Raw genomic sequence first — 12,702 nt, forward strand, 5'->3', positions numbered from 1 at the left:
GTGATTGGACGCGGAATACTCGATGGCCCAGCCGATCTCGTCGATGTGAACGGAGTCTTGCGCAAGGCCGTCGGATGCGCTGTGCTCCGGTGTCATGTCGCTGCGGACCGAGGTTCGCTCGTGATGGACGGGATTCGTGCGTGGAAGACGGAGGCTTACGCGCGAACGATGCTGTGCTTCGGCCGGTCTCGTCGTAGCGGACAGGTGGCGAACGATGCGATGCGGGAGATAATCGGTGCCTGACGCGAAAGATGGTGACGCACAGGTGATTTCGGTGGTGGTCGCCGATGATCAGACCATCGTGCGGGAGGGGTTGACCACGGTGCTGTCGCTGCTGCCGGATATCGAGGTGGTCGGCGAGGCGCGCGATGGTGCCGAGGCGGTCGAGTTGGTGACGCGGCTGGCGCCCGATGTGGCGTTGATGGATCTGCGGATGCCGGTGCTGGACGGCGTCGCCGCGACGGCCGCGATCGCCGCGGCGTGTCCCGGCACTGCCGTGCTGGTGCTGACCACCTATGCCGATGACGAATCCATCGCCGGTGCGTTGCGGGCGGGTGCGCGCGGATATCTCACCAAGGATGCGGGCCGACACGAAATCGCCACGGCGATAAGGGCCGTTGCGGGCGGGCAGACCACCTTCTCCGCCGAGGTCGGGCAGCGCCTGGTCGCCGCGCTCACGACGGCGCCACAGGTCCCGACGCCAACCGAATTGGGTCTCAGCGCAAGGGAACTCGATGTGCTGCGGCTTATGGCGAAGGGGCGTAACAACTCCGAGATCGCCAAGGAGTTGTTCATCGGGGTGAGCACGGTCAAGAGTCATGTCAACTCGCTGTTCGCGAAGCTGCGGGTGCGCGATCGCGCCCAGGCGATCGCGCAGGCGCACCGAATGGGTCTCGGACCGTCCGGGACGTGAACCGCCTCAGTCCGCGTGCCGGGCGCGGAAGGCGGCGCTCTTGGCGCGATTACCGCAGCCGGTCATATCGCACCAGCGCCGGGAACCGCCGCGCGAGGTATCGACATACAGCCGAGTGCATTCGGCCCGGCCGCATTCCTTGATCCGGTGGCGCTGATCGGTGCCGAGCAGTTCGAGCGCGGCCCGCGCGATGGCGGAGATGGCCGCGTTCGCATCGCCGGATCTGGTCAGTGTGCCGTCGGATTGCAAAGTGAGCGTAGGCAATTCGCCTGCGGCCGCGTTGAGCACGGCGCGGTCGGCGTCGTCGGCCGCGGTGCCACGGATGGCGGCGAGCGCGAGCCGATAGCTCGCCTCGCGTACCCGGATCGCCCGGTCCAGCGTTGGCGCGTCGCAGTCCGGCGCCTGGTCCAGCACCGACGCCGCGACCGTCCACCGGCCGAATGCGGCCGGATCGGTGAGCGTGTCCTCGTTGTAGGTGGTGCGGCCCCGAACCGTCCCCGCGAAGTCGAGGGCGAGGTTCCCACTGACGAAGGTGTGCATGAGCTCCATAGTAACCACCTTGACAGGTTAGCGCGGATCGTGTGAAGGTGTAACCACCTTGAGGGGTTACTTGGAGGGAAGATCGTGAAGACCTATTTCGCGGCGGGTGTCCAACCGTTGTTCGTGCTCATGTGGAGCAGTGCTTTCATCGCCGGGATCATCGGTGTCGGCGCGGCGCCCTCGATGACGGTGCTGTTCGCCCGCTTCGGTATCGCGGGCGTACTACTGGCCGCCTATTCGATGCTTGTACGGGTGAAATGGCCGCGCGGACGAGAACTCGGGCATGTGATCGTTGCCGGATTACTGCTGCAGATCGCGCAGTTCGGCGGCTTCTACTCGGCGATGGGCCAGCACGTGCCCGGTGCGGTCATCGCGCTGATCCAGGGACTGAGCCCGGTGGTGATCGCATTGTTCGCCGGATTCCTCGGCGAATCCATCACGCCGCGGCAGTGGTTCGGATTCGCGATCGGTGGCGTCGGCGTCGCGCTCGCGGTACTGGACAAGACCTCGTTTTCCCTTGCGGGACTGCTGCTTTGCGTGACCGGATTGCTCGGCCTGAGCCTGGGCACCATCTATCAGAAGCGCTACGTATCCGGGGTGGATCCGAAGGCGGCGACCTCGGTGCACTTGCTCGTCAGCGCCCCCGTCGCCGGGATAATCGCTTGGGCCACCGGACAATTGCACGTCTATGACGTGGTCCGGTTCACCGGCGCGATCGCCTGGATGGTGCTGCTCAATTCGATCGCCGCATTCCTGCTCTACTTCTGGATGCTGCGGCGCATGGACGCCACCCGGGTGAGCCGGTTGCTATTCGTCACGCCCGCGACCACGGCCGTCGCGGCCTGGCTGATCGTCGGCCAACCGCTGCGTCCCTTGACAATTGCCGGGCTCGCGATCGGTCTGGCGGGCATGGTGTTCGCCTCGCGCAAGCCGAGCACCGAGCCGAGCGTCGAGCCGGTGCGGCAACCTGGCCCCGCCGCAGTGCTTGCGGTTCGCTGAAACGCAACCAGCAGGAACGAACGGCCTACTTACGGCCGCTCTTCCAATCCATCCCCCAGTTGTATGCCTTATCGATCTCCCGCTGCGCACCGTTGATGTAATTCACCTCGCGGTGCACCGTGATGCCATTGCCCTGATTCTGTAGCAGGGCAATGGCACACGAGCGAGCGCCGTCCACCGGGGAGTCGAGCCGGACCTCGATCTGCGGACCCGAGGTCGGGAACAGGGTCACGACGCCGTCGGCGGCGGCCCAGTTCGGCACGCCCTCGTAGATGAACGCGAAGATCAGGATCCGCCGGAACAGCTCGGGCCGCTCGAGATTGATGTGCATGTTCTCGCCGCCGGCCGCGCTGCCGCTGCGGTCGTCGCCGTCGAGCCGGATATAGGGCTCGCCATCCAGGGTGCCGAAGCTGTTGCCCAGCGCCTGCACGACACCCTTTTTGCCACTGGACAATTCATACAGGCAGCCGAGATCGAGATCGATGGGGTTCGACCGCTTGAACAGCCCGCGTCGCGCGCCCGTCGTCCAATTCAGGTTCACCCGCATGATTCCGTGCTGGTCACCGGGTTTGGTGAGGCTGATGCTCGGCGTCGCCTTGGTGAGCGTCACCTTGGATAGGTTCACCCCACCCGGATTGTTGGTCGTCATCGCGATCCCCCTCGTCAATTTCGAATGCTCGGCCGCGAAATCAGCCTACCGGCGTCGGTTCCCGTTCGGCATCGACGTCGCGGGCATCCGCGCGGCGGTTGCGAATGATGCTCGTGATGAACGCGGCGCCGATGAATCCGACACCGACCAGACCGGTGACGATCTCGTTGATGTGCACGCCGATCGAGAGGAACAGGATGAACGCCAGCGCGCCGATGGCCCAGTGCGCGCCGTGCTCCAGGTAGACGTACTCCGACAGCGTGCCCTTGCGCACCAGGAACACCGTGATCGACCGCACGAACATGGCGCCGATGAGGCCGAGGCCGAGCGCGATGATGATCGGGTCGGAGGTGATGGCGAACGCGCCGATCACGCCGTCGAAGGAGAACGAGGCGTCGAGCACCTCCAGGTACAGGAAGAGGAAGAACGCGGCCTTGCCGCTGGCCTTCACCAGCTTCGTCGGTCCGCCCTCGCCCTCCTCGTCGGTGTGGAAGAACGAGCCGAGTCCGTCGATCACGATGTAGGAGACCATGCCGAGCAGCCCCGCGATCAGCACCGTCGACCGATTCGCGTCGGAGGCAACGAATTCCGCGGTGAGCAGCAGCCCGGTACCCGCCACCGCCACCGCGAGCATATCCAGCTTGCCCGCCCGGGCCAGCGGCCTCTCCAGCCAGCTGAGCCAGGTGATCTCCCGTTCCTCGAAGATGAAGTTCAGGAACAGCATCGCCAGGAACATGCCGCCGAACGCGGCGATCTGCGGATGCGCGTCGGTGAGCAGCTGCTCGTAGGTCTTGCTGCCATCGGTGGGCGGGTTCAGCGCCAGGTCGAATGCGCGAATCGGGTTGAGTTTGGCGGTGATCCACACGATGGCCAGCGGGAACAGCAGCCGCATGCCGAATACGGCGATCACGACGCCGACGGTGAGGAAGATCTTCTGCCAGAACTCGCTCATCCGCTCCAGCACGGTGGCGTTGATGACGGCGTTGTCGAAGGATAGTGACACCTCGAGCACGCCGAGGATGGCACAGAGCGCGAGGGCGGTAGGCCCGCCGTAGATGAGTGCCGCGATCAGCGAGATCACCGTCACGACGGCGGAGAGGCCGAAAATACGCAGTACCACGCGGGGACCTTTCATTATCGGTTCAGCGGAATCGGAAGGCGGGGAGTCGAAATCAGCGTGACCGCTGAACCGCCGGATGTCCAACACTGCGCGCTAGCGCATTGACCAGCCCGAACGCGCGTCTAGGGGCCCACTGTCGGGGCCCCTAGACCAATGCCGTTGCGCGCGTTAGACGTTGACGCCGTAGTCGCGCGCGATGCCGGCCAGGCCGGAGGCGTAGCCCTGACCGATGGCCCGGAACTTCCACTCGGCGCCGTTGCGGTACAGCTCGCCGAAGACCATCGCGGTCTCGGTGGAGGCGTCCTCGGTCAGGTCGTAGCGGGCCAGCTCCGCGCCGCTGCTGCGATCGACAACGCGGATGTAGGCGTTGCGCACCTGGCCGAAGGACTGTCCGCGGGCGTCGGCGTCGTAGATCGACACCGGGAAGACGATCGACTCGATATTCGGCGGGGTGTTGGCCAGGTCGATGTTGATGGTCTCGTCGTCACCCTCGCCCTCGCCGGTCAGGTTGTCGCCGGTGTGCTCGATGGTGCCCTCCGGGGAGCGGAGGTTGTTGAAGAACACGAAGTGCTTGTCCGAGAGCACCTTCTTGTCCGCGCCGGTTGCGATGGCGCTCGCGTCCAGGTCGAAATCGGTGCCGGTCGTGGTGCGGACATCCCACCCCAGACCGACCGAAACCGCGGTCAGATTCGGCGCTGCCTTGGTCAGCGAGACATTGCCGCCCTTCGACAAACTGACGCCCATGCGGGGATCCTTCCAATCGTTCTGCCTGCTCGGTTCCCCAGCAATGTCCGAAACGCCGGGTACGCCTTACGACAGTAATAGCTTCCGCGGCGATTGGCTCCCACCGGACATCCGGCTGACCGCGTAACGGTCCTGGCCGCCTCGGATCTCCTACGATCGGTTTCGTGGCAGGCCGTAGGCGTGGGTGGTTCCGATCCTCCGGGAACACCGAGTGGTTTCAACAGGTCCGGCCGCCGCTGACGGCAGCTTTCCTGGATATGGACAAGCGGCAGAGTGTGGCCGAGGCGGCGACGGTCGCGGCCGATCAGGTCTTTCCGGAGCGGCGGCTCGGCGCGCGCTGGGATGCGGTGCGGGCCAGGTGCTATGCCGCGGCGGGTGCGTATCTCGCGCTGACCGAGGAACTGGACGCCGCCGAGCGCGATGAGATCCCGGTGAACCAGGGCCAGGCCAAGGTGGACGCGGTGCTGCGGCAGCTCGCCGATGCGGCAAGAGGGGTGGACGAGTTCTATCGCGGCAACCAGGGCGCACTGGAACACGCCGTCTCCGTGCTCGGCGCGGTACCGCAGCTGGTGCAGCAGGTGACCGCCGACGCGGCGCGGGCGCGGCGGCAGGCGGCCGAATCCGAGTACGCGGAATATCCCTCTGTGCGCGAACACGCCGCGGCTGTGGATGAGGCTCTGCTCACATTGGAGGCCGCGGGTGCGCAGGGTGATGTCAACGCGCGGCGCGAGGCCGCGAACCGGTTGGCGGCGGCGGCGAAGGAGCTGTCGGATGCGTTGGCGCAGGCCCCATCTCGGCGCGGCGCGGCAACCACCGCGATCGCCTCGGCGACCACCCGGCTCGCCGCCGTTCGCACCAGGGCCGAGCGGCTCGATCCGGCGTATTCGGGTCTGCTGCGCGAATTCAATGCTGCGAGTTCCGCGGATCTGGCTAACAATGGGCGTGAAAGCCAGCGGGCCATCGACGCCGCGGACTCCGCGCTCGGCCGGGCTCGCGCGGCACTGACCGACGACAACCCGGAGCTCGCCCTTGATCTGACCACTGCCGCTCGCGATCACCTCGCCGAAGCCGACCGATTGGTCGACGCCGTCACCAAGCGGCTCACCCTGTTGCGGGAGGTTCGCGAAAATCCACAGGAGAAAGCCAAGGCCACACGATTCCGGCTGCGCGACGCGCAGATGCTCGCGGTGGGTCGCGGGCTCACCGCCGAATGGGGTTCGGTACTCGACGCACAGTCCGCCAGGATCGACCGGATCACCGAGTCGCTGACCGGGCGCCACCCCGACTACTGGGCGTATGTGACCGAACTCGACGCCGTCGCCGAATTCGTCGCGGGCGTTGTCGACCGAATCAGAAAGCAAGCAGGACCACGAGAAGTATGAGAGTCAACCGGTGACCGCGGGTTTCGCCGTCCGGCCGACGGTATCCCTGCGGAAACGGTTTCCGCTGCGGCATTTTCAACAGGTCGAGGGTCCGCGACTGCGTGAGCTGTTCTATCGGCAGCCGGAACCATTCGGCGGCAGCGCCGATCGAGAACTGCTGGCCGTCGCGCTCGGCGCGACACTCTATGCCCCGGCCACCCGGCCCGATCTGGTGCGGACCATTCAGCGGCGGGCCGCGCGGGGCGTGTGCTCGATGGTGATCGATCTGGAGGACGCCGTCGCCGACGACGAGTTGGAGCTGGCCGAGCATCTGGCCGTGGAAACGCTGAATGTGCTTGCCGGCGGCGTCGATCCGAATCCGCTGCTGTTCGTCCGGGTGCGCGACGCGGCATCGGTGGTCGAGATCGCCGGACAGCTCGGCGCGGGCGCGCGGGTGCTCACCGGCTTCGTCTTTCCGAAATTCACGGCCGCCTCGGGCCCGGAATACCTTGCCGCGCTGGATAAAGCGCGCGAAATCCTGGAGCGCCCGGTATTCGGCATGCCGGTGCTCGAATCGGCGGAGCTGGTACATCGCCAGACCAGGGATCGCGAACTCGGCCGGATCGCCCGGCTACTCGACGAACATCGGGAAAGGGTGCTCGCGGTGCGCGTCGGCGCCACCGATATGTGCTCCACCTTCGGAATTCGTCGCGATCGCGACCTCACCATCTATGACGTGCGGGTGGTCGCGGACGTGATCGCCGATATCGTGAACTACCTCGGGCGCGCGGACGGAACGGGTTTCGTGATCACCGGGCCGGTGTGGGAGTACTTCGCCGACCACGAACGGATGTTCCGCCCGCTGCTGCGCACCGCGCCGTTCGCCGAATCCGATGCGGTGCCGTTCCGCCAGTACCTGGTGAGCCGCGACCTGGATGGGCTGCTGCGCGAGATAACGCTGGACCGCGCCAACGGGATTCAGGGCAAGACGGTGATCCATCCCGCACACGTCGCCGCGGTGCACGCGCTTTCGGTGGTGACGCACGAGGAATACTCCGACGCCTCGCACATCATGTGCGAGGAGGTCGGCGGGGTGGCCGCCTCGGCATACCGGAACAAGATGAACGAGATGAAGCCGCACCGGAATTGGGCGCGGCAGACGCTGTTGCGGGCGCGGGTTTTCGGGGTCGCGAACAAGGGTGTGTCGTTCGTCGACCTGCTGACCGCCATGGTGACCGTATGACGGCTTCCGAAATCCCATGGGCCACAAGGATTCTGGGACTCGAACTACGGCGTGGGCCGGAGCGTGCCGGGCAAACGGTCGACGAGCTGATCCAGCCGGGTCTGCGGCGCAATCCGCGGCGGGCTCATCTGCTGGTCTCGACGGTGCTCGGCAAACACCTGCCCACCGACCCGCGCCGCGTACTCGACGCCGGGCATCGGCTGGGCGATCTGGTCCGCGCGGCACTGGGCGACCGAGACGCCGTGGTGCTCGGATTCGCCGAAACCGCAACGGGTCTCGGCCACTGTGTGGCGGCCGGGATCGGGGCGCGCTGCTATCTGCATTCGACCAGGCGCGCGGTCCCGACGGCCGAGACGCTGACCGGATTCGAGGAGGGACATTCGCATGCCACCTCCCATCTACTACAGCCGGCGCCCGCGGACATCTTCGTCAACGACCTGCCGCTGGTATTGGTGGACGACGAGATCTCGACGGGTGCGACGGCCATCGACGCGATACGGGCGTTGCACGAGTTCGCGCCGCGGTCGCATTACGTGCTCGCATCGCTCGTCGATATGCGGACGGACGCGCATCGAGCCGCATTCGAATCCGCGGCGATCGAACTCGGGGCGCGCATCGATACGGTATGCCTGGCGTCGGGGCGCACGGTGGTGCCGGACGATCTGATCACCGCGGTCGCGCGGCTGCCCGAGCCGTCGCTGAATCCGGTCGCGCCGTCGCGCGGCTCCGTCGACCGGGTTGAATTGCCTTGGCCCGCATCGGTTCCGGAGGGCGGTAGGCACGGGTTCCTGGATTCCGATGGCGCGGCCTTCGATTCGGCCGTGGCCGCGGCGACCGACGTGCTGCGAGCGCGCGTCGAACCCGGCAGGCCCGTGATCGTGCTCGGACATGAAGAACTGATGTATCTTCCGCTGCGGCTGGCCGCCGGACTGGCCGAGTCCGGTACGCCGACGCGCTTCCAAACGACAACTCGCTCACCGGCTTACGTTCTGGACGAGCCCGGCTATCCGCTGCGCCGCGGCTTTCGTTTCACGGCTCCCGAACCGGGTGAGGATCAGCCGCGCTATCTGTACAACGCGCAGTGGCCGGACGAACTGGATGCGGCCAACCCGAGTTCGCTCGAACCGGCTGCGGTCGGCACGCGTTCGCCCGATGCCCATGCGTCTGGCTCGAGTGCACCCGCAACGAATATATCGGCGCTACAACAGGATCCGCTCATACTCGTCGTGATCGACGCGCCCGCCGACACCGAGGCGCTGACGGCCGATGGCGGATTGATCGATGTACTGACCGCCGCCGGATCCGATGTTCTGCTGGCGGTGCTGCCCGTCGCCGATCCGCGGGAACTGCGCGCCATCCGACAGCTGCCCCGTCCGCTGCACGGCCCGGACTTCGGATCGTATGCGGCGGACGAGGTCTCCTGGCTGCTGACCGATCTGTCGCAGGCCGACCTCGAGGCCGATATCGCCGAGCGGGAGAAACGCATCCAGGCGGGTACCGCGCATTACGCGGAGTCGCTGCCGATCGAATATCAGCCGGATGCCGACTATCGCGAGTTGTTCGAGAAGGTGCTCGCGGCGAGTGCGGAGCGGTTGGCGCTCGCGGTCGCGATCGTGGCGGAACTCGTTGTCGCCGAACGCGGTTCGGATATCGTGCTGGCGTCGCTGGCCAGGGCCGGTACGCCGGTCGGCATTCTGATGCGGCGCTGGCTGGCCTTCGGACGCGGCGTGACCGTACCGCACTACGCCGTCTCGATCGTGCGTGATCGCGGCATCGATGCGGTGGCACTGGATTATCTTGCCGGGAACCATGATCCGGCATCGGTGGTATTCGTCGACGGCTGGACCGGCAAGGGTGCGATCGCCCGCGAGCTCACCGCCGCGCTCGACGCCTATCACGCCGCGGGCGGCGCGCGATTCGTCGCCGAACTCGCGGTGCTCGCCGACCCGGGCCACTGTGTGCGCACCTTCGGCACCCGCGACGATTTCCTGATCGCCTCGGCCTGCCTGAATTCGACCGTCTCCGGCCTTGTTTCGCGGACCGTGTTGAACACCGAGCTCATCGGGCCGCGAGATTTCCACGGCGCGAAGTTCTACCGGGAACTGGCCGCCGCCGATGTGTCCGCCCACCTGCTCGACACGGTGACGGCCGCCTTCGACACCGTGCGGCCGCGGGTGGCCGCGGCCGTCGCCGCGGTGCGCGCCACCGATCGCACCCCGACCTGGTCCGGCTGGGCCTCGGTGGAGCGGGTGCGCGCCGAATACGGCATCGCCGGAGTGAATTTCGTGAAGCCGGGCGTCGGCGAGACCACTCGGGTGCTGCTGCGCCGGGTGCCGTGGCGGGTGCTGGTCCGGTCGGCGGACGCACCGGAGCATGCGCATATCCGCCTGCTCGCCGCGGCCCGCGGCGTGCCGGTCGAGGTGGTGCCGGAGCTGGCCTATTCCTGTATGGGGCTGATCAGGGATGTGCGCGGATGATCCAATTCCGCAGGCGCCGAAGACATGCGCTGGTGGCCACCGACCTGGACCGGACGATGATCTACTCGCGCAATGCCTTCGACACCGCGACCGACGTGCCGACCGTCTGCGTGGAACAGCTGGACGGCTCGCCGCTGTCGTTCATGACCACCGCGGCCGCGCTGCGGATGCAGGCGTTGACCGTATCGGCGGCCGTCGTACCCGCGACCACCCGCACCATCAAGCAGTTCGATCGAATCCAATTGCCGGGTGCGCCTTGGCGGTACGCGATCACCAGCAACGGCGGCAATATCCTGGTGGACGGTGTGCCGGATCGGCGCTGGCGGGGCGGTATCGATGCGCTGGTGCGGGCGGGCGGCGCGACGCTCACCGAGGTCACCGCGGCGCTCGCGGACCGCATCGATGATTCGTGGGTGGATAAATTCCGGGTCGCCGACCAGCTCTTCTGCTATCTGGCGGTCAAACCCAGGGCGGTTCCGGAAGGTTTTCTCGCGGAATGGGATTCGTGGTGCCGGGCGCGTGGTTGGTCCGCGTCCCAGCAGGGGCGCAAGATCTATACGATGCCCGATGCCGTGTGCAAGAGCCGCGCGGTGGCCGAGGTGCGCCGCCGCCTTCGGGAGAACGGCGAATTAGATAATGACGCAAGAACTTTCGCCGCCGGCGACGGCGCGCTCGATGCCGCCATGCTGCGCACGGCCGACGCTGCCATCCGCCCGCGCCACGGCGAGCTCGAACAGCTCAACTGGACTCATCCCAACCTGACCGTCACCAGGGCCACCGGCATCCTCGCCGGTGCGGAAATCGTCGACTGGTTCATCGCTGCCTCCCCTGAACTCACTGACTGACAACAACTTTCGGTTCGTTCAGCGCACGAACCAGATGGCGGGGCGCTCGATGAGCAGATCGCCCCGACCCGCACAGCGCGGGCATGGTTCGTCACCGAACCGCATTTTCACACCGCATTTCGGACATCGCTCGGCGGCGAGGTCGCGGCTCACCCCGGCTCCCGCATTTGTTTCGATACTCATAGCCGCAGGCTACGGCGACCGTACCGGCCGGTTCCACTGATTTTTCCGGCGCGGTCAGTGATTGTGGCGCAACAGCTTCGCTTGACGACCCGGTTCGCGGGGCAGAATATCCAGGTCGAGCAGCCACGGGCTGCCGGTCCACGGATCGAAAAGCGGGGTGGCACCGGTGGTCGGCAGGTGCCGGCAGGATCGGGCGAGCCCGGCCAATGTCGCGTCGTCGGAATCGGATTCGTCGGGGCCGATGATGATGGTGGACAACCCGATCAGCTCGCCGCGGACCATCAGTCCGGCGAATCGGCGGATATCCGATGACACGTAACCGTGCGGGAAATCGGCGAGCAGCAGCACCCGATGATCCATCGGCGGGGTGAAGCCGCCGCTGGTGTAGGCCAATTCGGCGAGTTCGGCGGCGTCGGCCAGCGCCTGCAACCGGGGCGAGATATCGCCGAATTCGGTTATCGGCGGGCCGTTCAGCGCCGGGGCGAGTAATTCGGTGAGACCGGTGAAGGCGCGGCTCAGGTCGACGATGTCGAGCAGCGTGCGCCGATCCGGCGTCGCGGCGAGCAATCGGGCCAGCAGCGCGCCGACCACGGGCGCGACCGCGGCGGAGGATTCGCTGTCGATCCACAGCGGACGGGTGAGTGGTACCGGCACGCAGTAGGGCACCCGCAGCTGTCCCCGGTCCGGTGCGTAGAGCTCGCCGAGCCGGATGCCGTCGGCCGCGGCGTGCGGTCCGTCCCAGGTCGGTGCGTCCCAGGATGCCAAGGCGGGCGGCAGGATTCGATCGGCGGCGGCGAGCTCGCGCATCAGCTGGTGGCTGTCGGTGAGATGGTTGCGTTCGGCGAGGACGATGAGCTCGTCGCAGCGCTGTTGCGCCGCCTGCCTGGCGGTCGCCACGGCCGGGGAGTTCCTGACGGCGGGATCGGCCACCGCCGCGGACAATTCGTCGTCGAGCCTGCGTTCGGCGAAGTCGCGGGCCGAGACCAGGGCGGCGGCGGAGCGGGCCGCGTCCTCGAAGATCATCCACAGCCGCTCCAGGCCGTGGTCGACCTCGAACGACGAATTCGGCGCCGTCAGCACCTGTGACTCGGAATGCGTTGTCACGCCGATGTATTCACCACCGGTCGGCTGACCCGACGCGTCCTCGACCTCCACGCCGTGCGCGGTGAGCAGCACCGCCAACCCGCCGGAATACCCCTGCCCGACGGCGCGCAGCTTCCATTCGTCCCCGCGGCGGTATACCTCCAGGCAGATCAGCGCCGTTTCCCCGAAGGCGGGTGTGGTGACGAATTCCGCGAGCACCGAATCCTTTTCGGCCAGGGTCGCGGTGATGGTGCCGAGCCCGTATTCGCGCTGGGGTGCGTCCGGATCGACGCTCACCACCAGCAACACCGCCTGGGCATCCGTCCGGATCTCGCTCAACCGGACGACTATGCCGTCATCGGTGAGACGCACTCCCGCCGCCTCCGGCTGGTTGTAGAAGATGAAATCGTCGGAGTCGAACACCTGGAAGTTCGGCGCCACCACCAGCGCCGAAACATCCAGCGACACATCGGCTTTCGCGCTGAATCGGAGCGTATCGGCGGTGAGCCGGGTGTTCTGGCCCGCCGCGAGCTGAATCATCTTGC

12 protein-coding genes are annotated in these 12,702 nt (G+C 66.8%); 6 read left to right on the plus strand and 6 right to left on the minus strand.

Features of this window, described 5'->3' with window-relative positions; genetic code table 11:
- Positions 1-235: 235 nt before the first annotated feature.
- Positions 236-913, plus strand: a complete 678-nt coding sequence (locus tag LGY53_RS07100; protein ID WP_225725835.1) for a response regulator transcription factor — start codon at positions 236-238, stop codon at positions 911-913.
- 6 nt (positions 914-919) lie between these two features.
- Here LGY53_RS07100 and LGY53_RS07105 read toward each other — a convergent pair whose 3' ends face one another.
- Complete coding sequence (locus LGY53_RS07105; RefSeq protein WP_225725836.1) at positions 920-1,462, minus strand: ABATE domain-containing protein; 543 nt, start codon at positions 1,460-1,462, stop codon at positions 920-922.
- Between the two features lie 75 nt (positions 1,463-1,537).
- Between LGY53_RS07105 and LGY53_RS07110 the strand changes: the two genes are divergently transcribed.
- Positions 1,538-2,452 (plus strand): DMT family transporter, encoded by a 915-nt coding sequence (locus LGY53_RS07110; RefSeq protein WP_225725837.1) that lies wholly within the window; start codon positions 1,538-1,540, stop codon positions 2,450-2,452.
- A gap of 25 nt (positions 2,453-2,477) precedes the next feature.
- Here LGY53_RS07110 and LGY53_RS07115 read toward each other — a convergent pair whose 3' ends face one another.
- The 3 genes from LGY53_RS07115 to LGY53_RS07125 all read right to left on the minus strand — a co-directional run bounded on the left by LGY53_RS07115 (position 2,478) and on the right by LGY53_RS07125 (position 4,965).
- A complete protein-coding gene (locus LGY53_RS07115) occupies positions 2,478-3,101 on the minus strand; it encodes a Tellurium resistance (protein ID WP_225725838.1) in 624 nt (207 codons plus the stop codon).
- Between the two features lie 40 nt (positions 3,102-3,141).
- The gene (locus tag LGY53_RS07120; RefSeq protein ID WP_225725839.1) at positions 3,142-4,221 is read right to left on the minus strand and encodes a DUF475 domain-containing protein; all 1,080 of its coding nucleotides are present in this window, start codon (positions 4,219-4,221) and stop codon (positions 3,142-3,144) included.
- A 168-nt stretch (positions 4,222-4,389) separates the two neighbouring features.
- Positions 4,390-4,965, minus strand: a complete 576-nt coding sequence (locus tag LGY53_RS07125; RefSeq protein WP_225725840.1) for a TerD family protein — start codon at positions 4,963-4,965, stop codon at positions 4,390-4,392.
- A 257-nt stretch (positions 4,966-5,222) separates the two neighbouring features.
- On the opposite strand from LGY53_RS07125, the gene LGY53_RS07130 reads away from it, so the two are divergent.
- The 4 genes from LGY53_RS07130 to LGY53_RS07145 are packed head-to-tail and all read left to right on the plus strand — an operon-like array spanning position 5,223 to position 10,891.
- Positions 5,223-6,347, plus strand: a complete 1,125-nt coding sequence (locus LGY53_RS07130) for a hypothetical protein (RefSeq protein ID WP_225725841.1) — start codon at positions 5,223-5,225, stop codon at positions 6,345-6,347.
- A gap of 10 nt (positions 6,348-6,357) precedes the next feature.
- The gene (locus tag LGY53_RS07135; RefSeq protein WP_374111138.1) at positions 6,358-7,569 is read left to right on the plus strand and encodes an HpcH/HpaI aldolase/citrate lyase family protein; all 1,212 of its coding nucleotides are present in this window, start codon (positions 6,358-6,360) and stop codon (positions 7,567-7,569) included.
- Complete coding sequence (locus LGY53_RS07140) at positions 7,566-10,046, plus strand: phosphoribosyltransferase (protein WP_225725842.1); 2,481 nt, start codon at positions 7,566-7,568, stop codon at positions 10,044-10,046. The genes LGY53_RS07135 and LGY53_RS07140 overlap by 4 nt, the downstream gene beginning before the upstream one ends.
- The gene (locus LGY53_RS07145; protein WP_225725843.1) at positions 10,043-10,891 is read left to right on the plus strand and encodes an HAD family hydrolase; all 849 of its coding nucleotides are present in this window, start codon (positions 10,043-10,045) and stop codon (positions 10,889-10,891) included. Before LGY53_RS07140 ends, LGY53_RS07145 begins: the two co-directional genes overlap by 4 nt.
- 18 nt (positions 10,892-10,909) lie before the next feature.
- Here LGY53_RS07145 and LGY53_RS07150 read toward each other — a convergent pair whose 3' ends face one another.
- Both LGY53_RS07150 and LGY53_RS07155 read right to left on the minus strand, forming a co-directional pair.
- Positions 10,910-11,074 carry a hypothetical protein gene (locus LGY53_RS07150; protein WP_225725844.1) on the minus strand — a complete coding sequence of 55 codons (165 nt, stop codon included), beginning with the start codon at positions 11,072-11,074 and terminating at the stop codon, positions 10,910-10,912.
- Positions 11,075-11,128: 54 nt separating this feature from the next.
- Positions 11,129-12,697, minus strand: coding sequence for a TerD family protein (locus LGY53_RS07155; protein WP_225725845.1), 1,569 nt, complete (start codon positions 12,695-12,697; stop codon positions 11,129-11,131).
- Positions 12,698-12,702: the final 5 nt, after the last annotated feature.

Origin of the sequence: Nocardia sp. JCM 34519.1, assembly GCF_020361265.1 — a bacterium.
GTDB classification, from domain to species: domain Bacteria; phylum Actinomycetota; class Actinomycetes; order Mycobacteriales; family Mycobacteriaceae; genus Nocardia; species Nocardia arthritidis_A.